The organism is Burkholderia mycopellens (assembly GCF_964265025.1).
Lineage (GTDB): Bacteria > Pseudomonadota > Gammaproteobacteria > Burkholderiales > Burkholderiaceae > Burkholderia.
The window spans coordinates 1314314-1336034 of the sequence record NZ_OZ183802.1 but is presented as its reverse complement, the minus strand read 5'-3'; the positions used below and the strand labels follow the sequence as shown (position 1 = coordinate 1336034).

The following is a 21721-nucleotide window of genomic DNA, read 5'->3' as shown; positions in this document are numbered from 1 at the left end:
TTCCGGTCACCGGGCCCGGCTTGTTATCATTCGTTCACATTCAAGTTGTATAGACAACTTGAGCCAATCGGACCGGCCCCGCTCGCCCGGTCCGTCGCATAACGATATCGGAGACACGATGAAAAACTTGCAGCGCCACCTGAGCGCGCGGCACATCCGCTTTCTCGCGCTGGGTTCGGCGATCGGCACGGGCCTGTTCTACGGATCGGCGTCCGCGATCCAGCTCGCGGGCCCGGCCGTGATCCTGGCGTACATCCTGGGCGGCGCGGCCGTCTACATGGTGATGCGCGCGCTCGGCGAGATGGCCGTGCGCGAACCCGTCGCCGGCTCCTTCGGCCACTACGCGACCGAGAACCTCGGCCCGTTCGCCGGATTCGTCACCGGCTGGACCTACACGCTCGAAATGGTGATCGTCGCGATCGCCGACATCACCGCGTTCGGCATCTACATGGGTTTCTGGTTTCCGGATGTCCCCCAATGGATCTGGGTGCTGGGCGTTGTCGCTATCATCTGCGGGCTGAACCTGTGCCACGTGAAGGTGTTCGGCGAACTCGAGTTCTGGCTGTCGATCATCAAGGTCGGCGCGATCGTCGCGATGATCGGCGGCAGCGTCGCGATCCTGTTGACCGGCATGCACTTCGGCCACTCGGCCGACGTGCCGACGTTCGCGAACCTGTGGAACCATGGCGGCTTCCTGCCGAACGGCGTCGGCGGGCTGATCGCGTCGCTGTCGGTCGTGATCTTCGCGTACGGCGGGATCGAGGTGATCGGCATGAGCGCCGGCGAGGCAAAGGATCCGGAGCGCGTGATTCCGCGCGCGATCAACGCGGTGCCGGCGCGCATCCTGCTGTTCTACGTGCTGACGATGGTCGTCCTGATGTCGATCAGCCCGTGGACGGGTGTCGGCGGCGACGGCAGCCCGTTCGTGCAGATCTTCTCGGCGCTCGGCGTGAAGTCGGCCGCGACGATCCTCAACCTGGTGGTGATCAGCGCGGCGATCTCCGCGATCAACAGCGACATCTTCGGCGCGGGCCGGATGATGTTCGGGATGGCGCGCCAGGGCCAGGCGCCGCGCGTGCTGATGACGACGTCGCGGCACGGCGTGCCGTGGGTCACGGTACTCGTGATGGCGGTCGCGCTGCTCGTCGGCGTGCTGCTCAACTACCTGATGCCGAAGGACGTATTCCTGATGGTCGCGGCGATCGCGACGTTCGCCACCGTGTGGGTGTGGCTGATGATCCTGCTGTCGCAGGTCGCGATGCGCCGCCGGCTGTCGAGCGCCGACGTCGCGGCGCTGAAGTTCAAGGTGCCGCTGTGGCCGGTCGCACCGGCACTGACGATCGCGTTCATGGGCTTCGTGATCGTGATGCTCGGCTGGTTCGAGGACACGCGCGTCGCGCTGTATGTCGGCGCGGCCTGGCTCGCGCTGCTCGCGGTCGTGTTCTACGCACGGATCCGCCCGAAGTTCGCACCTGCGTCACGTTGACGCACGACTGACCTGCACACGCGGCGCGCCGGTTCCGGCGCCCGCTTCTCTCCCGGCTCCGCGCGAGATCTACCGCGCCCACAGCCGGGCACTCGTCCCCTTCACATGCCCCCTGCGTGCGCGGCCCGCCGGCCGCGCATCGGCACGTCAGTGCGAAGCCGCGCTCGCGGCCTCGGCCGGATGGGCCTCGTCGTACGCGTGCTTCTGCGAAATCGCGTTGTACAGGATCGTCCCGATCACGAGCAGCACGGCCACGACGATCAGGATGCTCACGTTGCGGACAGGGTTCTTCTTGCGCTGATCGTTCATGGTCGGGGCGACTCCGGTCAAATTCATCGAAGCGGGCATTCTACGCGCTTGCGCCACCGCCGCGACGTCCCGTTTCCGATCCCCGCGCCGCCCTTTCCCGTCGCCCGCCACAAGCTTTCATTTGATAATCATTCCCATTTCGATCTAGAATCCGGAGTCTTTCATTTTGTAATGTTCCGGATCGCTCGGGCGGCAGGCGCGCCCCGGAACGCTCCCTTCGTCCACCTGCCCCACCGGAGTCTTCATGTCGAATCCGCGCACCCGCCTGCTGCCGCTCGCCGGCGCCCTCGCCCTTGCCGCGGCCGCATTCGCGCCGCTGGCCCAAGCGGCCGAGGAAGTGAGCCTGTACACCACCCGCGAGCCGAAGCTGATCCAGCCGCTCATCGACGCGTTCACGAAACAGAGCGGCGTCAAGGTCAACACGGTGTTCGTGAAGGACGGCCTGATCGAGCGCGTGAAGGCGGAAGGCGCGCAGTCGCCGGCCGACGTGCTGATGACGGTCGACGTCGGCAACCTGCTCGATCTCGTCGACGGCGGGCTCACGCAGCCGGTGCGCTCCAAGGCGCTCGACGACGCGATTCCCGCGAACCTGCGCGGCGCGAACGGCGACTGGTATGCGCTGTCGCTGCGCGACCGCGTGCTGTACGTCGAGAAGGACCTGAAGGTCGACGCGTTCCGCTACGAGGATCTCGCCGATCCGAAATGGAGGGGCAAGGTCTGCATCCGCTCGGGCCAGCATCCGTACAACACGGCGCTCGTCGCCGCGATGATCGCGCACGATGGCGAAGCGGCGACCGAGAAGTGGCTGCGCGGCGTGAAGGCGAACCTCGCGCGCAAGGCGACGGGCGGCGACCGCGACGTCGCACGCGACATCCTCGGCGGCATCTGCGACGTCGGCCTCGCGAACGCGTACTACGTCGGTCACATGAAAAATGCCGAGCCCGGTAGCGATGCGCGGAAATGGGGCGACGCGATCAAGGTCGTGCGGCCGACGTTCGCGAACGCGAAGAGCGGCGGCACGCACGTGAACATCAGCGGCGCGACGGTCGCGAAACACGCGCCGCACAAGGCCAACGCAGTGAAGCTACTCGAATACCTCGTGTCGCCGGAAGCGCAGGCGCTGTATGCGCAGGCGAACTACGAATACCCGGTGCGCGCGAACGTGAAGCTCGACCCGGTGATCGCGAGCTTCGGCACGCTGAAGGTCGATCCGTTGCCGCTGACGGACATCGCGAAGCATCGCAAGCAGGCGAGCCAGCTCGTCGACAAGGTCGGCTTTGACAACTGACCCATCGTCCGCCGGCGCGCGCGGCCAGTCATGCCGGCCGCGCCCAAGGCCGCGCGCGGGCAGCCTGTGGCTGATCGCGGCGCTGGCGATCGCGGCGGCAGTGGCGGCGCCGCTCGCGGTGCTCGTGGCCGCCGCGTTCGACGCCGATCTCGCGCACTGGCGGCATCTCGCCGAATTCGTGCTGCCGCAGGCGCTCGTCAATACGTTGCTGCTGCTCGCGGGCGTCGGCGCGATCGTGTCGATCGTCGGCACGGGCTGCGCGTGGCTCGTCACCGCGTACGACTTTCCCGGCCGCCGGATACTGACGTGGGCGCTGCTGCTGCCGCTCGCGGTTCCCACCTACATCGTCGCGTTCGCGTATCTCGACCTGCTGCACCCGATCGGCCCCGTGCAGGGCGCGGTCCGCTGGCTGCTCGGCTTCGACAGCCCACGCCAGTTCCGCCTGCCCGACCTGCGCTCGCTGCCGGGCGCGATCTTCGTGCTCGGCTTCGTGCTGTATCCCTATGTGTACCTGAGCACGCGCGCGATGTTCGTCACGCAGTCCGCGAGCCTGCTCGAAGCCGCGCGCACGCTCGGCGCGGGACGCATCGCCACCTTCTGGCGCGTCGTCGTGCCGCTCGCGCGGCCCGCGATCGCGGTCGGCGTGAGCCTCGCGCTGCTCGAAACGCTGAACGATATCGGCGCGTCGGAATTTCTCGGCGTTCAGACGCTGACCGTGTCCGTCTACACGACATGGATCACGCGCTCCGACCTCGCCGGCGCCGCGCAGATCGCGCTCGCGATGCTCGCGATCGTCGTCGGCATGATCGTGCTCGAACGCTACGGACGCCGCCGCCAGCGCTATGCGCATGGCCGACGCATGCGGCCGATCGCCCCGCGCCGCCTGACGGGCACGGCCGCATTCAGCGCCGCCGCGCTCGGCTGGCTGCCCGTGCTGCTCGGCTTCGGCGCGCCCGCCGCGTACCTCGCGGTCGAGACGGGCAAGCGGTTGCATCTGGTCGGCGGTGTATCCGGACAACTGATGACCGGGCTCGCGAACACGTTGACGATCGCCACCGCCGCCACCGCCGCGACGCTCGCATGCGGGCTCGTCGTCGCCTGGGCCGCGCGCGCGCAACGTGACAGCGCCCGTGCAGGCCCGGCCCGCGTGTGCGCGAGAATCGCGAGCCTCGGCTATGCGGTGCCGGGCACCGTGCTCGCGATCGGCCTGCTGATCCCGTTCGCCGCGGCCGACCGGCTGTTCGGCGCGGTACTCGGCCGCGACGGGCTGCTGCTGATGGGTTCGGCGGCCGCGCTCGTGATCGCCTATACCGTGCGCTTTCTCGCGATCCCGGCCGGCAGCATCGAAGCCGGCCTCGCGCGCATCCCGCCGTCGCTCGAACACGCGGCGCGCTCGCTCGGCGAGACGGCCGGCGGCACGCTGCGCCGCGTGCACCTGCCGCTGCTGCGGCCCGCGCTCACGACGAGCGCGCTGCTGGTGTTCGTCGACGCGATGAAGGAATTGCCGGCGACATTGCTGCTGCGCCCACTGAACTTCGACACGCTCGCGACCTGGCTGTATGCGGAAGCCGCACGCGGCACCTACGAGGAAGGCGCGGTCGCCGCGCTCGCGATCGTGCTGGCCGGGCTCATGCCCGTGATCCTGCTCGCTCGCACCCGCCACAAGATCGGAGCCTGACACCGTGAACCTGCTCGAACTCGATGACCTCTGCCTCGCCTACGATACGCCGCACGGCCGCCGCACCGTGGTCGACGGGCTGAGCCTCGCGCTGCCGCGCGGCGACATCGGCTGCCTGCTCGGCGCGTCGGGCTGCGGCAAGACCACCGTGCTGCGCGCGATCGCCGGCTTCGAACCGGTGCGCATGGGGCGCATCGTGCTGGACGGCGCACCCGTCGCGGCGCCGTCGCTCGACGTGCCGCCCGAACGGCGCCGCATCGGCATGATGTTCCAGGATTACGCGCTGTTTCCGCACCTGAGCGCGGCGGACAACGTCGCATTCGGCCTGCGGCGAATGCCGAAGACCGAACGGCGCATGCGTGTCGCGGAGATGCTCGAACTCGTCGGCCTCGCCGATTCCGGCAACGCCTATCCGCACGAACTGTCGGGCGGCCAGCAACAGCGTGTTGCACTCGCACGTGCGCTCGCGCCGTCGCCGGAGCTGCTGCTGCTCGACGAGCCGTTCTCGAATCTCGACGTCGATACGCGCGAGCGGCTCGCGTTCGAGCTGCGCGACATCCTGAAACGCACGGGCCACACCGCGATCCTCGTCACGCACAACCAGGCCGAAGCATTTGCCATTGCCGACCGGATCGGCGTGATGAACGACGGCCGGCTCGCGCAATGGGATACGCCGTACGCACTGCATCACCATCCGGCCAGCCCGTTCGTCGCGGATTTCGTGCGCCGCGACGCGCTGGCCGACGAACGCGCACGCGCACTGGCGCGCGGCCGCTGAAACCGCGGGCACGATGCGCGCCCGCGTCGTTTCACTGCCGCGTTTTACTGCCGCGTTTCATTGCCGCGTCACGCAGGCTCGGCAAGATCGCGCACGGGCAGCGCGGTCGAATACTTGATCTGCTCCATCGCGAACGACGAGCTGACGTCAAACAGCGGCACCGCGCGAATCAGCTGCTTGTAGAGGCGATCGTAATCGTCGATGCCGGCCACCACGACGCGCAGCAGGTAATCGGTTTCGCCGCTCATCCGGTATACCTCGACCACTTCCGGCATGTCGCGCACGGCCTGCGTGAAACGCTGCGCCCATTCCTCGGTGTGCTGGTTCGTGCGGATCGCGACGAACACGGTCGTGCCGACCCCGAGCTTGCGCGGATCGCACAGTGCAACCTGCGCGCGAATCGCGCCGGTTTCCTTGAGCCGCTGCACGCGCTTCCAGCACGGCGTCTGCGACAGGTTCACGCGCTGTGCCAGTTCCGCGATCGGCAGCGTGGCATCCGACTGCAACAGCTCGAGCAGCTTGCGATCGATGGCGTCCATTTCTCCAGTCCCTCGTAGATAGAAATTTATTCTATTCATCTTGCACAACGGGGAACAATATGAAAACCACCTCACCGCGTCGACCGGTATAAATACCGATCCGGTACGCGCGCGCCGCGAGCGAATCCGCCGGCACACGGCACGCGCCAAATGAAACAGGCGATCCCGCCCGTCAAGGTGGAATCGCCTGGCGTTCCTGCACGTCGCGGCCAGCCCGGCGCCCACGCGCCACTGGCCAGCGCGCCGCTCAATACGCGACCGTCGCGATCTCGCGCACGAAGCTGTCTTGCTCGAGCGCGTCGACGAACGCGATCGCGTAGTCTTCCGCCGAGATCTTGCTGTTGCCTTGCGCGTCCGCGATCAGCTTGCCGACGCCCGTGCGGAACGCACCCGTGCGTTCACCCGGGGCGATCAGCGCGGCCGGCGCAAAGAACGTCCAGTCGAGATCGCCGACCGTCTTCAGGTAATCGAGTGCGTCGCGGTGCGCGAGTGCGACCGCCTTGTACGCTTCAGGGAAACCTTCGCTGTCGACGAGCTGCTTGCCGGGTGCGACTTCGAGCGAACCGGCACCGCCCACCAAGACGAGCCGCTTCAGCCCCGCCTGGCGCGTACCGGCGACCAGCGCCTTCGCGGCCGCGACAACCTTCGCCGCATCGTCCTGCTTCGGACCATACGCGCTCGCGACGACGTCATGGCCCGGCAGTGCCGCCGCGATGCTGGCCGCGTCGAACAGGTCGGCCGCCTTCGCGGTGATGCCGTCGCCGGCCGCGCCGGGATTGCGCGACAGCGCGGTCACGCGATGGCCCCGTCGTGCGGCTTCCGCGGCGATGCGCGAGCCAATCGTGCCGGTGGCGCCGAACAGTGCGATATTCAAGGTACGTTGCGTCATATCGATTCTCCAGTAAGAAAAATATGTAATTGCGTTAATTACATATAGGATCGAAAAAAAATGGGGCAAATCCCCCCGTTGCGCCGGTCGTCGCGCCTCTCGCGCCGTCCGGCTTCCTGCCCTGCCTGCCGCCGGTTACGCGCCGGCGCCCGCCGCATGTTACGTGCGCTGCTCCAGATCCAGCACGTCGGCCGTGACGTCCGCCAGCGTACGCGTGGCGAGCGAGGCTTCCATCGCACGCTGCGCGTCGCCGATATAGCCGATCAGCGCGCCCTGGATATGCCGTCCGACGAGACACGCGGGGTTCGGCGCCTCGCGGTGCAGCGCGAACAGTTGCGCTTCGTCGACCGCGCGATACACGTCGAGCAGCGTGATCGCGCCGGGCTCGCGCGCCAGCAGCGCACCGCCGCCCGCGCCGAGCTGCGACGTGGTCAGCCCCGCGGCTGCCAGCATCGACAGCAACCGGCGGATCAGCGCCGGATTCGTGTTCACGCTGCCCGCGATGATATCGGACGACAGCGGCACACCTTCCTGCATCGACAGCAAAGCAAGCACGTGGACGGCAAATGCAAACCGGCTGCTGGTATTCATTCCTGACTCACCTGACGACGCCGGCCCATCCCGCGGCCGGCGACATGTGTAACTACTATAATTACATTTCGCGGATCATGCAAGCCCGCGTCACTCGCCGCTCGCGGGCTTGGCGCCCGACGCATTCTGCTGGCTCCACTGCTGGAGCTTTTTGCCGGCTTCCGCGATCTTCGCGCCGGCCTCGGAAGCCGCATGCGCGACGACCGCGGACGCGGCCGCGTCGATCTGCGCCTGCGCGGCGGATGCGAGGCCGCTTGCGGACAGCGGCGGCACGGCCGACGCCGCGGACGCGATGCCGGCCTTCGCGGCGTTGATCTGCTGGTTGACGGTGCTCGCCACCTGGTCGAGCGCCTTGGCCGCATTGTTCGCGGCATCGGCGGCCGCGCTCGCGGCCGTATCGGGTTGCGTGACCGGCGCACCGGACTTCTCGCAGCCCGCGAGCAACAGCAGCGCACCGGCAGCCACGGCCGTCAGTACGGATCCGGGCACGCGACGCGCGCGCGATGTCTTCATGTTCATCAGCAATCTCCGGCCGCGCGTCGCGCGGCCTCGTGGTTGGACCGACGTCGATGATACCGCCTGTGGAACAGGGCCAATCGCGCTCCGTTATTTAAAATGGCTTTCAATTTCGGACTTGTCTGATTCAATCGCACGCGCGAGGACACTAAAGTGGACACGCTTCAATCCGCTTTGGACGTGCCCCCTTTTTCTCATGGATTTCCTCGTCGACTGGTTCATCGCCCTGGCCGCCGTGCTCGCCGCCACCCTGTTCCTGTGCCTGCGCCCGCCGTCGGCGCGCCGCCTGGCCGAATCCGGGCGCCCGCGCCGCGTCGCGTCCGCGCGCCTGCTCACGCAGGCCGTGATCGGTTTCTGGACGGCCGCGCTGATCGTCGCGGAAGGTATCCTCGGCCCCACCGCCGACGGCCAGTCGCTTGCGGGCTTCGCGGCGCTCGCGTTTGCCGCGCTCGGGCTGACAACCGTCGCCGCATACTGGTCGGCGTGCGCGCTGCGGCTGCGCCGGCCGCCCCTGCTGTTCCAGCGCCACTGACGCGCCGCAACGGTGCGCAGCGGCGCCCCGTCGCGCACCACGCCGCACCAATCGCCGCACCAATCGCCACATCACGCGCACCAGTTCCGCACGCGCCGCACCACACGCGTGCATTCGCCGTCACGCCGGGCTCGGGCCAGCCGCGCCCCCTTCCCGTGCACGGATTCACCGGAATGCCGCACCCCGCGGCGTTTCGGCACCAACTCCACGCGGACGTTCACCAAGTTGGCTCGATACTTGCATTCCTTGCCCGTTTTTTGCGCAAGGAAGCCACGGTATGGTTGGTCTGAAATCCGGCGTCGACACACTGTTCCTGTTGATCGGCGCCGTCATGGTGCTCGCGATGCACGCGGGTTTTGCATTTCTCGAACTCGGCACGGTCCGCAAGAAGAACCAGGTCAACGCGCTCGTGAAGATCCTGGTCGACTTCTCGGTGTCGACGCTCGCATATTTCTTCATCGGCTACACGATCGCGTACGGCGTCGAGTTCTTCGACGACATCGGCACGCTGTCGCAACACAGCGGCTACGCGCTCGTGCGCTTCTTCTTCCTGCTGACCTTCGCGGCGGCGATCCCCGCAATCGTGTCCGGCGGTATCGCCGAGCGTGCGAAGTTCAATCCGCAGCTCGTCGCGACGCTGATCATCGTCGGCTTCATCTATCCGTTCTTCGAAGGGATCGCATGGAACGAACGCTTCGGCGTGCAGGCCTGGCTCACGCACGCGTTCGGTGCGCCGTTCCACGATTTCGCGGGCTCCGTCGTCGTGCACGCGTTCGGCGGCTGGGTCGCGCTGCCGGCCGTGCTGCTGCTCGGCGCGCGCCACGGCCGCTATGCGAAGGACGGCCGGATCGCCGCGCACCCGCCGTCGAATATCCCGTTCCTGGCGCTCGGCGCGTGGGTGCTCGCGGTCGGCTGGTTCGGCTTCAACGTGATGAGCGCACAGACGCTCGACAAGATCAGCGGCCTCGTCGCGGTGAACTCGCTGATGGCGATGGTCGGCGGCACGCTCGCCGCGTGGATGGCCGGCCGCAACGACCCCGGCTTCACGTACAACGGGCCGCTCGCGGGCCTCGTGGCGGTGTGCGCGGGCTCCGACGTGATGCACCCGATCGGCGCGCTCGTGACGGGCGCGGCGGCCGGCGCGCTGTTCGTCGCGATGTTCACCTGCGTGCAGAACAAGTGGCGCATCGACGACGTGCTCGGCGTGTGGCCGCTGCACGGGATGTGCGGCGCGCTCGGCGGCCTCGCGGCCGGCGTGTTCGGCCTGCCCGCACTCGGCGGTCTCGGCGGCGTGTCGTTCATGTCGCAGCTCGTCGGCACGCTCGGCGGCATCGTGATCGCCACCGCGGGCGGCACGCTCGTCTACGGCGCACTGAAAGCGACCGTCGGGCTGCGCCTCGACCGCGAAGCCGAGTTCGACGGCGCGGACCTGTCGATCCACCGCATTTCGGCCACGCCCGAGCGCGATTGAGCGCCTGACGAATATCCGACGCATCATTACGATTTCAATTCAAAAAACTTTCATCGAGCGTCCGTACACTTCCGTCCAGTTTTCAATTCGCCTTCGCCGAGCTTGCCGACCGCCTGCTTCGCGAAGGCCATTCTTCCAACAACTGAAACTGGACTCCACATGCCCGCGTTGCCCAATGCTTCCCGTCGCCAGGCCCTGAAGATCCTTGCCGGCGCGCCGATGCTTCCCCTTTCCGGCCTCGCGCTGCCGGCCCTGCTGACGGGTTGCGGCGGCGACGATCCTGCGTCGACGCCGGCCCCGGTCGCCGCCGCGTACACGTCGGCGACGTTCTCGGCGATGGCCGCCCCCACGCTCGACAACGCGGCCGCGATGGCCACGACGACGGTCGGCTCGACGCTGTCGGTGTCGTTCTCCGACGGCTCGGCGCGCAACTTCAAGCTCGCGTACCGGCCGTTCTTCGTGACGGGCGACCTGGTGCCGGACGGCAAGGGCGGCACGACGCTCGCGGGCGGCTACTACGACATCAACAACCAGCCGATCATCGATCGCTCGGTAGCCGGCAAGGAGCGCCAGTTCTATTCCGACTGCCCGGACGGCAGCTCGCTGCTGACGCTGAAGAACGCGAACGTGCCCGGCGTGAAGGGCAACACGGTGTTCGCCGTCGTGCAGTTCGAATACACGACGCGCGACCAGGCGAGCGCATCGCAGTACGGCCAGCTGCCGTCTCCGATCGCGGTGCTCACGCTCGACCAGGATCCGGCCACCGGCGCGCTGAAGGTCGTCAAGTACCACAACGTCGACACGTCGAAGGCACACGGCCTGTGGATCACGTGCGGCGCGAGCCTGTCGCCGTGGGGCACGCACCTGTCGAGCGAGGAGTACGAGCCGGACGCGACGAAGGCCGCGACCGACGCGCAGTTCAAGGCGTTCAGCAAGAACACGTTCGGCGACGAGACGAAGGCGAACCCCTACCACTACGGCCACCTGCCCGAGATCACCGTGAATCCGGACGGCACGGGCACCGTGAAGAAGCACTACTGCCTGGGCCGCATCTCGCACGAGCTGATCCAGGTGATGCCGGACCAGCGCACCGTGATGATGGGTGACGACGCAACCAACGGCGGCCTGTTCATGTTCGTCGCCGACAAGGCGGCCGACCTGTCGGCCGGCACGCTGTACGTCGCGAAGTGGACGCAGACGTCGTCCGCCGGCGCGGGCACCGCGACGCTGACGTGGATCAGGATCGGCCACGCGACGAGCAGCGAGATCGAAGCGCTCGCGAACACGCTGAAGGCGTCCGACATCATGGACCTGACGACCACCGACCCGAACGATGCGAGCTACACGAAGATCCACTTCGGCGGCAAGTTCAACTGGATGCGCGTGAAGCCGGGGATGGAAAAGGCGGCCGCGTTCCTCGAGACGCACCGCTACGCGGCGCTGCTCGGCGGCAGCATGGCGTTCACGAAGCTCGAAGGCACGACCGTGAACGCGAAGGACAAGATCGTCTATACGGCGATGTCGCGGATCGAGACGTCGATGGTCAAGGGCAACGCGGTGTCGCGCGATGTCGCGGTCGACAAGAAGATCGCCGCGGGCGCCGTCTACGCGCTGAACCTGAAGGGCAGCCAGCGCGACACGACGGGCAGCGCGATCGACAGCGAATGGGTACCGGTCGACATGGGCGCGCCGGCCGCGCTCGTCGGCGAGGATCTCGCCGCGGCCGACGCGCTCGGCAACCTCGCGAACCCGGACAAGATCGCGAACCCGGACAACCTGAAGTTCTCCGAAAAGCTGCGCACGCTCTTCATCGGCGAAGACTCGGGCATGCACGTGAACAACTTCCTGTGGGCCTACAACGTCGACACGAAGTCGCTCGTGCGCGTGCTGTCGTGCCCGGCCGGCGCCGAATCGACGGGCCTGCACGCGGTCGACGAGATCAACGGCTGGACCTACATCATGAGTAACTTCCAGCACGCGGGCGACTGGGAATCGCCGCTGCACGACAAGGTCAAGCCGACGCTCGATCCGCTCGTGCGCGCGAACTTCAAGGACCGCTTCGGCGCCAGCGTCGGCTACCTGACGGCCGAGCAGACCGGCATCAAGCTCGCGAAGGCCTGACCGGGCCACGCGAGGCGGGCCTGCCTCCCGGCCGGGCCCGCCCTTTCTTCATCACCGTTCATTCGTCGGCGCTCCACGCCGTTTGATGCGCGATGCCCAGTGCGGGCATCGCGCTTTTTTTTGCGCATGCGAATCACGCCAGGCGCGCACGCAAACAGGCTCCGCCTGCGTTCAAACAGGGGGTTGCGACGATCGGGGGATAATACGGGCCTGACGCGTCCGGGCGGACGCGCGGAAAGACGGGCAAAAAAAAAGCGCCACGGAGACCGTGGCGCTAAAAAAGTTCTAGCCATTCCGAGGGCCGTGCTAGAACCTGAGAGACTGCGCGAAACATCGTTGCCGGTTAAACTCTTGAAACGATGTTTCGAAAACGTGAGACATTCTTTCCGTTTCCGCCCGACAAGTCAAGCGGTATTTGCACCGGTTCATGCACTTTCTGGCAACGCTCATTTGAGCGTTTTCCTAATAAACCAAGGGTGAACCCGTAAAATTTCATCCAATGAACGGTTCACCCTCGGAATATGCATCCTTTGACAATAGTCCTACAATACCAACAAAATTGAAATCGAGTTTCGGAATTAGAGAGAATCCCTCGTGTCGACAACTGTAACCCCTCCCGCGTCGCGGGACCGTGAATCCTCGCCCGACGAGATCACCGCCCTCGCCCGCGGCCTTGCCGTGCTGCGTCGCATCGCGGCGGCCGATGCGCCCGTCAGCAACCGCGAGCTGACCGAACTGACCGGCATCCCGAAGCCGACCGTCTCGCGCATCACCGCGACGCTCGTCAGCGCCGGCTTCCTGTTCCAGTTGCCCGACAGCGAGCGCTTCGTGCTCACTGCGTCGGTACTCGAACTGAGCCACGGCTTCCTGCGCAACTTCGACATCCGCGCACGTTCGCGGCCGTTCATGATCGAGCTGGCCGAACGCACGTCGCTGTCCGTGCACCTCGCGGTGCGCGACCGGCTCGACATGGTCGCGATCGACGTGATCCGGCCGCGCTCGGCCGTGCTCGTCACGCGCCTCGAAATCGGCTCGCGGATGGACATCGCGCGCACCGCGGTAGGCCGCGCGTATCTCGCCGCACTCGAGGAGGACGAACGCCGCCTGCTGCTCGAGTCGCTGCGCACCACGGCAGGCGACGACTGGCCGCATGTGTCCGCCCGCCTGAACCCCGCACTGGACGACGCGATGCGCGACGGCCACGCGATCGCGATCGGCGAATGGCGCGAGGGCCTGAATGCCGTCGCGGCCGGTTTCGTCGGCCCGTCGGGCCAGCGCTATTCGGTGAATTGCGGTGGCGCGTCGCACCAGTGCCCGCCCGAATGGCTGCACGAACACGTGGTGCCCGCGCTGCACGAGTGCATCACGAAAATCACCCGCGAAATCGGCGGCGCACCGGCCCGGCGCATCAGCGTGTAATCGTTTCGTCATCGTCCTGTCGCGTTCTGTAACGACCGTAACCCGATGAAAGATAGACCACTGGACTGTAACGGGGACGGGACGTAGGATCATGCCCATCGTCGCGCCGCACTCGCGGCGCGCACCGCTCTTTTCCCGCGCAGGCCGGCGGGCGCCCGGACCGAGCCGGGCGCCCCCTCCCGGCACCGCTCGCCCACGCGCAGCCCAGCAGTCCGATTTCCGGCACGCCGCGCCGTCTTCCTGACAGATCACGATGGATAACGAACAAAAACCCACGCCTCCTTCGAAAGACCCCGCGTCCCCCGCCGCACGGCGCCCGCGCCGCACGCTGATGGCCGGGGCGCTCGCGGTCGTCGTCATCGGCGGCCTGCTGTGGTGGCATCCGTGGAACCGCACGCCGGCGGCCGGCACGGCGGCGAGCGGCGCGGGCGCAAGCGCGGCCGGTGGTGCCGGCGGCCACCGCGGCCGTGGCGGCCCCGCCGCGATGGCGAACATTCCGCAGCCCGTGCAGGTCGCGACCGTGACGCAGGGCGAAATGCCGATCGTGCTGTCCGCGCTCGGCACCGTCACGCCGCTCGCGAACGTGACGGTCAAGACGCAGTTGTCGGGCTACCTGCAGTCGGTCTCGTTCCAGGAGGGGCAGATCGTCAAGAAGGGCGACGTGCTCGCCCAGATCGACCCGCGCCCGTACCAGGTGTCGCTCGAAAACGCCGAAGGCACGCATGCGCGCGACGCGGCACTGCTCGCGACGGCCCGCCTCGACCTGAAGCGCTACCAGACGCTGCTGTCGCAGGACTCGATCGCGTCGCAGACCGTCGATACGCAGGCGTCACTCGTCAAGCAATACGAAGGCGCGGTGAAGACCGACCAGGCCGCGATCGATTCCGCAAAGCTGAACCTCACGTATGCGCGCATCACCGCGCCGGTGTCGGGCCGCGTCGGCCTGCGCCAGGTCGACCCCGGCAACTACGTGACGCCGGGCGACAGCAACGGCATCGTCGTGATCACGCAGCTGCAGCCGATGAGCGTGATCTTCACGACGTCGGAAGACAACCTGCCGCAGATCCTCAAGCAGGTGAACGCAGGCCAGAAGCTGTCGGTCACCGCGTACAACCGCAACAACACGGTGCCGCTCGAGACGGGCTCGCTCGCGACGCTCGACAACCAGATCGACACGAGCACGGGCACGGTCAAGCTGCGCGCGAACTTCGACAACAAGGAAGGCATGCTGTTTCCGAATCAGTTCGTGAACACGCGCCTGCTCGTCGACGTGCTGCGCAACGCGACGATCGCGCCGACGTCCGCGGTGCTGACCGGCTCGATCGGCCAGTTCGTCTACGTCGTGAAACCCGACAACACGGTGACAGTGCGCAAGGTCACGATCGGCCCCGTCGACGGCGAGCGCACGAGCATCGTCAGCGGCGTCTCGCCCGGCGAGCGCGTGGTGACCGACGGCTCCGACCGCCTGCGCGAAGGCTCGAAGATCTCGATCCCGGCCGACAAGCCGAAAGGCGCGTCGGGCGCGCGCGGCGCCGGCGCGGCGTCGGGCGCATCGGGCGCCGGCGGCCATCGCGGCGGACACAAGCACGGCGCGTCGCAGGCAGCGGCCCCCGCGGCCCAGTAACGCTCGGGCCGCTCGATGAATCCATCCCGCCTCTTCATTCTCCGGCCGGTCGGCACCGCCCTCCTGATGGCGGCGATCATGCTGGCCGGTCTCGTCGCGCTGCGCTTCCTGCCGCTCGCGGCGCTGCCCGAAGTCGACTACCCGACGATCCAGGTCCAGACCTTCTACCCGGGCGCGAGCCCGGAGGTGATGACCTCGTCGGTCACCGCCCCGCTCGAACGGCAGTTCGGCCAGATGCCGTCGCTGAACCAGATGTCGTCGCAAAGCTCGGCCGGCTCGTCCGTGATCACGCTGCAGTTCTCGCTCGACCTGCCGCTCGACATCGCCGAACAGGAAGTGCAGGCCGCGATCAACGCGGCCGGCAACCTGCTGCCGTCCGACCTCCCTGCCCCGCCGATCTACGCGAAGGTCAACCCGGCCGACGCGCCGGTGATCACGCTCGCCGTCACGTCGAAGACGCTGCCGCTCACGCAGGTGCAGGATCTCGCCGACACACGCCTTGCGATGAAGATTTCGCAGATCGCGGGCGTGGGCCTCGTCAGCCTGTCGGGCGGCAACCGCCCGGCCGTGCGCATCCAGGCGAACCCGACCGCACTCGCGCAGTACGGGATGAACCTCGACGACCTGCGCACGACGATCTCGAACCTGAACGTCAACACGCCGAAGGGCAATTTCGACGGTCCGACGCGCGCGTACACGATCAACGCGAACGACCAGCTCACGAGCGCCGACCAGTACAACAGCGCGGTCGTCGCGTACAAGAACGGCCGCCCGGTGATGCTCACCGACGTCGCGACGGTCGTCGCCGGTTCGGAAAACACCAAGCTCGGCGCGTGGGTGAACAAGGAGCCCGCGATCATCCTGAACGTGCAGCGCCAGCCGGGCGCGAACGTGATCCAGACGGTCGACGCGATCAAGGCGCAGCTGCCGAAGCTGCAGGAAACGCTGCCGGCCGCGCTCGACGTGCAGATCGTCACCGACCGCACGACGATGATCCGCGCCGCCGTGCGCGACGTGCAGTTCGAGCTGCTGCTCGCGGTCGCGCTGGTCGTGATCGTGATGTACCTGTTCCTCGCGAACATCTACGCGACGATCATCCCGAGCCTGTCGGTGCCGCTGTCGCTGATCGGCACGCTCGCGGTGATGTACATGGCCGGCTTCTCGCTGAACAACCTGTCGTTGATGGCGCTCACCATCGCGACCGGCTTCGTGGTCGACGATGCGATCGTGATGATCGAGAACATCGCGCGCTACGTCGAGGAAGGCGAAACCGGGCTCGAGGCCGCGCTGAAGGGCTCGAAGCAGATCGGCTTCACGATCATCTCGCTGACGGTGTCGCTGATCGCGGTGCTGATCCCGCTGCTGTTCATGGGCGACGTGGTCGGGCGCCTCTTCCACGAATTCGCGATCACGCTCGCGGTGACGATCGTGATCTCGGCGATCGTGTCGCTCACGCTCGTGCCGATGATGTGCGCGAAGCTGCTGCGCCATTCGCCGCCGCCCGAGAGCCATCGCTTCGAGGCGCGCGTGCACCGGGCGATCGACTGGGTGATCGCGCGCTACGGGGTCGCGCTCGAATGGGTGCTGAACCGCCAGGGCTCGACGCTCGTCGTCGCGGTGCTGACGCTCGTGCTGACCGGGCTGCTGTACGTCTACGTGCCGAAGGGCTTCTTCCCCGCGCAGGATACGGGCGTGATCCAGGCGATCACACAGGCCCCGCAGTCGATCTCGTACGGCGCGATGGCCGAACGCCAGCAGGCGCTCGCGGCCGAGATCCTGAAGGATCCGAACGTCGAGAGCCTCACGTCGTTCATCGGCGTCGACGGCAGCAACATCACGCTGAACAGCGGCCGGATGCTGATCAACCTGAAGGCGCGCGACGACCGCTCCGAGACGGCTGCGCAGATCATCCGCGACCTGCAGCACCGCGTCGCCAACACCACCGGCATCTCGCTGTTCATGCAGTCGGTGCAGGACCTGACGATCGACTCGACCGTCAGCCCGACGCAGTACCAGTTCATGCTGACGAGCCCGAATTCGGACGAATTCGCGACCTGGGTGCCGAAGCTCGTCGCGCGGCTGCAGCAGGAGCCGTCGCTCGCCGACGTCGCGACCGACCTGCAGAGCAGCGGCCAGTCCGTCTACATCGAGATCGACCGCGCAAGCGCCGCGCGCTTCGGCATCACGCCGGCGACCGTCGACAACGCGCTGTACGACGCATTCGGCCAGCGCATCGTATCGACGATCTTCACGCAGTCGAACCAGTACCGCGTGATTCTCGAGTCCGAGCCGAAGGAACAGCACTACGCGCAATCGCTGAACGACATCTACCTGCCGTCGGCGGGCGGCGGCCAGGTGCCGCTGTCGTCGATCGCGTCGTTCCATGAGCGGCCGTCGCCGCTGCTGGTCGCGCACCTGTCGCAATTCCCGTCGACCACGATCTCGTTCAACCTGGCGGCAGGCGCATCGCTCGGCGAAGCGGTCAAGGCGATCGACGACGCCGAGAAGGACATCGGGCTGCCCGCGTCGTTCCAGACGCGCTTCCAGGGCGCGGCGCTCGCGTTCCAGGCGTCGCTGTCGAACCAGCTGTTCCTGATTCTCGCTGCTGTCGTCACGATGTACATCGTGCTCGGCGTGCTGTATGAGAGCTACATCCACCCGATCACGATCCTGTCGACGCTGCCGTCGGCCGGCGTCGGCGCGCTGCTCGCGCTGATGATCACCGGGCACGACCTCGACATCATCGGGATCATCGGCATCGTGCTGCTGATCGGTATCGTGAAGAAGAACGCGATCATGATGATCGACTTCGCGCTCGAGGCCGAACGCGTGGAAGGCAAGCCGCCGCGCGAGGCGATCTACCAGGCGTGCCTGCTGCGCTTCCGGCCGATCCTGATGACGACGCTCGCCGCGCTGCTCGGCGCGGTGCCGCTGATCGTCGGCTCCGGCGCGGGCTCCGAGCTGCGCCAGCCGCTCGGGATCGCGATCGCCGGCGGCCTGATCGTGTCGCAGGTGCTGACGCTGTTCACGACGCCCGTGATCTATCTCGGCTTCGACTCGCTCGCGCGCCGCGTGCGCGGCTGGTTCGAACGCCACGGCCCCGGCGCCGACACGCGCACGGATGCGTAAGCGATGAACCTGTCGCGTCCCTTCATCACCCGCCCTGTCGCGACGACGCTGCTCGCGCTCGGCATCGCGCTCGCGGGCCTGTTCGCGTTCATCAAGCTGCCGGTGTCGCCGCTGCCGCAGGTCGACTTCCCGACCATCTCGGTGCAGGCGTCGCTGCCGGGCGCGAGCCCCGAGACCGTCGCGACCAGCGTGACGAGCCCGCTCGAACGGCACCTCGGCTCGATCGCCGACGTGTCCGAAATGACGTCGACGAGCACGGTCGGCAACGCCCGGATCATCCTGCAGTTCGGCCTGAACCGCGACATCGACGGCGCCGCGCGCGACGTGCAGGCCGCGATCAACGCGGCACGCGCCGACCTGCCCGCATCGCTGAAGAGCAACCCGACCTACCGCAAGGTCAACCCGGCCGACTCGCCGATCATGATCGTGTCGCTGACGTCGGAAACGTCTTCGCCCGCGAAGCTGTACGACGCCGCGTCGACGGTGCTGCAGCAGTCGCTGTCGCAGATCGACGGGATCGGCCAGGTCTCGGTGAGCGGCTCCGCGAACCCGGCCGTGCGCGTCGAGCTCGAACCGCAGGCGCTGTTCCATTACGGGATCGGCCTCGAGGACGTGCGCGCGGCGCTCGCGTCCGCGAACGCCAACGCGCCGAAGGGCGCGATCGAGTTCGGCCCGCAGCGCTACCAGCTGTATACGAACGACCAGGCGTCCGAGGCGTCGCAATACCGCGACCTCGTCGTCGCGTACCGCAACGGCGCGGCGGTGCGGCTGTCCGACCTGTCCGACGTCGTCGATTCGGTCGAGGATCTCCGCAACCTCGGCCTGTCGAACGGCAAGCGCGCGGTGCTCGTGATCCTCTACCGCTCGCCCGGCGCGAACATCATCGACACGATCGACCGCGTGCGCGCCGCGCTGCCGCAGCTCACCGCGTCGCTGCCGGCCGACATCACGGTCACGCCCGTGCTCGACCGGTCGACCACCATTCGCGCATCGCTGAAGGACACCGAGCATACGCTGCTGATCGCGATCAGCCTCGTCGTGATGGTCGTGTTCCTGTTCCTGCGCAACTGGCGCGCGACGCTGATCCCGAGCGTCGCGGTACCGATCTCGATCATCGGCACGTTCGGCGCGATGTACCTGCTCGGCTTCTCGATCGACAACCTGTCGCTGATGGCGCTGATCGTCGCGACCGGCTTCGTCGTCGACGATGCGATCGTCGTGCTCGAGAACATCTCTCGGCACATCGAGAACGGCAAGTCGCGCATGCAGGCTGCGTTCGACGGCGCGCGCGAGGTTGGCTTCACGGTGCTGTCGATGAGCATCTCGCTCGTCGCGGTGTTCCTGCCGATCCTGCTGATGGGCGGCATCGTCGGGCGGCTGTTCCGCGAGTTCGCGCTGACGCTGTCGCTCGCGATCGCCGTATCGCTCGCGGTGTCGCTCACGGTCACGCCGATGATGTGCGCGCGTCTGCTGCCCGAGTCGCACGACCCGCAAAGCGAAGGCCGCTTCGGGCGCTTCCTGGAACACTGTTTCAGCCGCATGCAGCGCGGCTACGAACGCTCGCTGTCGTGGGCGCTGCGCCGGCCGCTGCTGATCCTGCTGACCCTGTTCGCGACGATCGGGCTGAACGTCTACCTGTACATCGTCGTGCCGAAGGGCTTCTTCCCGCAGCAGGACACCGGGCTGATGATCGGCGGCATCCAGGCGGACCAGTCGACGTCGTTCCAGGCGATGAAGCTGAAATTCTCCGAGATGATGCGGATCGTGCAGGCGAACCCGAACGTGAAGAGCGTCGCGGGCTTCACCGGCGGCACGCAGACCAACTCCGGCTTCATGTTCGTCACGCTGAAGGATCGCACCGAACGCAAGCTGTCGGCCGACCAGGTGATTCAGCAGTTGCGCCCGCCGCTGGCGGACGTCGCGGGTGCGCGCACGTTCCTGCAGGCCGCGCAGGACATCCGCGTCGGCGGCCGGCAGAGCAACGCGCAGTACCAGTTCACGCTGCTCGGCGATTCGAGCGCCGACCTGTACAAGTGGGGGCCGATCCTGACCGAGGCGCTGCAAAAGCGCCCCGAGCTGACCGACGTGAACTCCGACCAGCAGCAAGGCGGGCTCGAGGCGATGGTGACGATCGACCGCGCGACGGCCGCGCGGTTCGGCATCAAGCCCGCGCAGATCGACAACACGCTGTACGACGCGTTCGGGCAGCGCCAGGTCTCGACGATCTACAACCCGCTGAACCAGTACCACGTGGTGATGGAAGTCGCGCCGAAATACTGGCAGAGCCCCGAGATGCTGAACCAGGTGTGGATCAGCACGTCGGGCGGCAGCGCGAACGGCTCGCAGACCACCAACGCGGCGGCCGGCACCTACGTCGCGACGTCGGCCGGCACGTCGAGCGCCGGCACGGGCACGCAGAGCGCCGCGGCGATCGCGTCCGATTCCGCGCGCAACCAGGCACTCAACTCGATCGCGGCCAGCGGCAAGTCGAGCGCGTCGTCGGGCGCGTCCGTGTCGACGTCGAAGTCGACGATGATCCCGCTGTCGTCGATCGCGACGTTCGGGCCGAGCACGACGCCGCTGTCGGTCAACCACCAGGGGCTGTTCGTCGCGACGACGATCTCGTTCAACCTGCCGCCGGGCGTGTCGCTGTCGCAGGCGACGCAGGTGATCTACCAGACGATGGCGCAGGTCGGCGTCCCGCCGACGATCGTCGGCAGCTTCCAGGGCACCGCACAGGCGTTCCAGCAGTCGCTGAACAACCAGCCGATCCTGATCCTCGCCGCGCTGCTGGCCGTCTATATCGTGCTCGGGATCCTGTACGAGAGCTACATCCACCCGATCACGATCCTGTCGACGCTGCCGTCGGCCGGCGTCGGCGCGCTGCTCGCGCTGCTGCTGTTCAAGACCGAGTTCAGCATCATCGCGCTGATCGGCGTGATCCTGCTGATCGGTATCGTGAAGAAGAACGCGATCATGATGGTCGACTTCGCGATCGACCAGACGCGCAACAACCGGAAGTCGTCGTTCGACGCGATCCACGAGGCGTGCCTGCTGCGCTTCCGCCCGATCATGATGACGACGATGGCGGCGCTGCTCGGTGCGCTGCCGCTCGCGTTCGGCAACGGCGACGGCGCCGAGCTGCGCGCGCCGCTCGGGATCGCGATCGCCGGCGGCCTGATCGTGTCGCAGGTGCTGACGCTCTATACGACGCCGGTCGTGTACCTGTACATGGACCGGCTGCGCGTGTGGGCCGAGAAGCGGCGCAACCGCCGCGCGAATCCGGGCGGGCCGGCGGTCGCCGGGGAGTGATGAAAGCGGCCGCCCGTTGGGCGGCCGTTTTTTCGCGCT

General features: G+C 67.3%; 16 protein-coding genes. 11 read left to right on the top strand and 5 right to left on the bottom strand.

What is annotated here, in order from left to right; translation table 11 throughout:
* Positions 1–118: 118 nt before the first annotated feature.
* Positions 119–1486 (top strand): amino acid permease, encoded by a 1368-nt coding sequence (locus ACPTTC_RS06290; protein WP_423391875.1) that lies wholly within the window; start codon positions 119–121, stop codon positions 1484–1486.
* Positions 1487–1633: 147 nt separating this feature from the next.
* On the opposite strand, the gene ACPTTC_RS06285 is transcribed toward ACPTTC_RS06290, so the two are convergent.
* Positions 1634–1795 (bottom strand): hypothetical protein, encoded by a 162-nt coding sequence (locus ACPTTC_RS06285; protein ID WP_006476417.1) that lies wholly within the window; start codon positions 1793–1795, stop codon positions 1634–1636.
* A gap of 244 nt (positions 1796–2039) precedes the next feature.
* Here ACPTTC_RS06285 and ACPTTC_RS06280 point away from each other — a divergent pair, with 244 nt between their 5' ends.
* Genes ACPTTC_RS06280 through ACPTTC_RS06270 form a run of 3 tightly spaced genes read left to right on the top strand, consistent with a single transcriptional unit; the run spans position 2040 to position 5539 of the window.
* On the top strand, positions 2040–3083 hold the full coding sequence (locus tag ACPTTC_RS06280) for a Fe(3+) ABC transporter substrate-binding protein (RefSeq protein WP_423391874.1): 1044 nt from the start codon (positions 2040–2042) through the stop codon (positions 3081–3083).
* Positions 3073–4761: an ABC transporter permease gene (locus tag ACPTTC_RS06275; protein WP_423391873.1), complete on the top strand. Its 1689-nt coding sequence runs from the start codon at positions 3073–3075 to the stop codon at positions 4759–4761. The genes ACPTTC_RS06280 and ACPTTC_RS06275 overlap by 11 nt, the downstream gene beginning before the upstream one ends.
* A 4-nt stretch (positions 4762–4765) precedes the next feature.
* On the top strand, positions 4766–5539 hold the full coding sequence (locus ACPTTC_RS06270; protein ID WP_226197880.1) for an ABC transporter ATP-binding protein: 774 nt from the start codon (positions 4766–4768) through the stop codon (positions 5537–5539).
* 68 nt (positions 5540–5607) lie between these two features.
* Here the strand turns inward: ACPTTC_RS06270 and ACPTTC_RS06265 are convergent, their stop codons facing one another.
* The 4 genes from ACPTTC_RS06265 to ACPTTC_RS06250 form a co-directional block, all read right to left on the bottom strand.
* Positions 5608–6078 carry an Lrp/AsnC family transcriptional regulator gene (locus ACPTTC_RS06265; RefSeq protein WP_175967401.1) on the bottom strand — a complete coding sequence of 157 codons (471 nt, stop codon included), beginning with the start codon at positions 6076–6078 and terminating at the stop codon, positions 5608–5610.
* A gap of 247 nt (positions 6079–6325) precedes the next feature.
* The gene (locus tag ACPTTC_RS06260) at positions 6326–6967 is read right to left on the bottom strand and encodes an NAD(P)-dependent oxidoreductase (protein ID WP_423391872.1); all 642 of its coding nucleotides are present in this window, start codon (positions 6965–6967) and stop codon (positions 6326–6328) included.
* A gap of 159 nt (positions 6968–7126) precedes the next feature.
* The gene (locus tag ACPTTC_RS06255; protein ID WP_175951788.1) at positions 7127–7558 is read right to left on the bottom strand and encodes an Rrf2 family transcriptional regulator; all 432 of its coding nucleotides are present in this window, start codon (positions 7556–7558) and stop codon (positions 7127–7129) included.
* Positions 7559–7648: 90 nt separating this feature from the next.
* Positions 7649–8077 (bottom strand): hypothetical protein, encoded by a 429-nt coding sequence (locus ACPTTC_RS06250; RefSeq protein WP_226197878.1) that lies wholly within the window; start codon positions 8075–8077, stop codon positions 7649–7651.
* Positions 8078–8270: 193 nt separating this feature from the next.
* Between ACPTTC_RS06250 and ACPTTC_RS06245 the strand changes: the two genes are divergently transcribed.
* The 7 genes from ACPTTC_RS06245 to ACPTTC_RS06215 all read left to right on the top strand — a co-directional run bounded on the left by ACPTTC_RS06245 (position 8271) and on the right by ACPTTC_RS06215 (position 21682).
* Positions 8271–8606: a hypothetical protein gene (locus ACPTTC_RS06245; RefSeq protein ID WP_423391871.1), complete on the top strand. Its 336-nt coding sequence runs from the start codon at positions 8271–8273 to the stop codon at positions 8604–8606.
* 277 nt (positions 8607–8883) lie between these two features.
* Complete coding sequence (locus ACPTTC_RS06240) at positions 8884–10077, top strand: ammonium transporter (protein WP_423391870.1); 1194 nt, start codon at positions 8884–8886, stop codon at positions 10075–10077.
* Positions 10078–10236: 159 nt separating this feature from the next.
* A complete protein-coding gene (locus tag ACPTTC_RS06235) occupies positions 10237–12198 on the top strand; it encodes a PhoX family protein (RefSeq protein WP_423391869.1) in 1962 nt (653 codons plus the stop codon).
* A 594-nt stretch (positions 12199–12792) separates the two neighbouring features.
* Entirely contained in the window at positions 12793–13617 is an 825-nt protein-coding gene (locus ACPTTC_RS06230) for an IclR family transcriptional regulator (protein ID WP_423391868.1), read from the top strand.
* A 253-nt stretch (positions 13618–13870) separates the two neighbouring features.
* Positions 13871–15241, top strand: coding sequence for an MdtA/MuxA family multidrug efflux RND transporter periplasmic adaptor subunit (locus ACPTTC_RS06225; protein WP_423391867.1), 1371 nt, complete (start codon positions 13871–13873; stop codon positions 15239–15241).
* Positions 15242–15256: 15 nt separating this feature from the next.
* Complete coding sequence (locus ACPTTC_RS06220) at positions 15257–18370, top strand: MdtB/MuxB family multidrug efflux RND transporter permease subunit (RefSeq protein WP_423391866.1); 3114 nt, start codon at positions 15257–15259, stop codon at positions 18368–18370.
* Positions 18371–18373: 3 nt separating this feature from the next.
* Positions 18374–21682 (top strand): efflux RND transporter permease subunit, encoded by a 3309-nt coding sequence (locus tag ACPTTC_RS06215; protein ID WP_423391865.1) that lies wholly within the window; start codon positions 18374–18376, stop codon positions 21680–21682.
* Positions 21683–21721: the final 39 nt, after the last annotated feature.

Excerpts from the sequence above, each read along its gene's own strand:
- ACPTTC_RS06290 (WP_423391875.1), top strand. The coding sequence starts at position 119 with ATGAAAAACTTGCAGCGCCACCTGAGCGCGCGGCACATCCGCTTTCTC.
- ACPTTC_RS06285 (WP_006476417.1), bottom strand. The coding sequence starts at position 1,795 with ATGAACGATCAGCGCAAGAAGAACCCTGTCCGCAACGTGAGCATCCTG.
- ACPTTC_RS06280 (WP_423391874.1), top strand. The coding sequence starts at position 2,040 with ATGTCGAATCCGCGCACCCGCCTGCTGCCGCTCGCCGGCGCCCTCGCC.
- ACPTTC_RS06265 (WP_175967401.1), bottom strand. The coding sequence starts at position 6,078 with ATGGACGCCATCGATCGCAAGCTGCTCGAGCTGTTGCAGTCGGATGCC.
- ACPTTC_RS06260 (WP_423391872.1), bottom strand. The coding sequence starts at position 6,967 with ATGACGCAACGTACCTTGAATATCGCACTGTTCGGCGCCACCGGCACG.
- ACPTTC_RS06255 (WP_175951788.1), bottom strand. The coding sequence starts at position 7,558 with ATGAATACCAGCAGCCGGTTTGCATTTGCCGTCCACGTGCTTGCTTTG.
- ACPTTC_RS06250 (WP_226197878.1), bottom strand. The coding sequence starts at position 8,077 with ATGAACATGAAGACATCGCGCGCGCGTCGCGTGCCCGGATCCGTACTG.
- ACPTTC_RS06245 (WP_423391871.1), top strand. The coding sequence starts at position 8,271 with ATGGATTTCCTCGTCGACTGGTTCATCGCCCTGGCCGCCGTGCTCGCC.
- ACPTTC_RS06240 (WP_423391870.1), top strand. The coding sequence starts at position 8,884 with ATGGTTGGTCTGAAATCCGGCGTCGACACACTGTTCCTGTTGATCGGC.
- ACPTTC_RS06235 (WP_423391869.1), top strand. The coding sequence starts at position 10,237 with ATGCCCGCGTTGCCCAATGCTTCCCGTCGCCAGGCCCTGAAGATCCTT.
- ACPTTC_RS06225 (WP_423391867.1), top strand. The coding sequence starts at position 13,871 with ATGGATAACGAACAAAAACCCACGCCTCCTTCGAAAGACCCCGCGTCC.
- ACPTTC_RS06220 (WP_423391866.1), top strand. The coding sequence starts at position 15,257 with ATGAATCCATCCCGCCTCTTCATTCTCCGGCCGGTCGGCACCGCCCTC.
- ACPTTC_RS06215 (WP_423391865.1), top strand. The coding sequence starts at position 18,374 with ATGAACCTGTCGCGTCCCTTCATCACCCGCCCTGTCGCGACGACGCTG.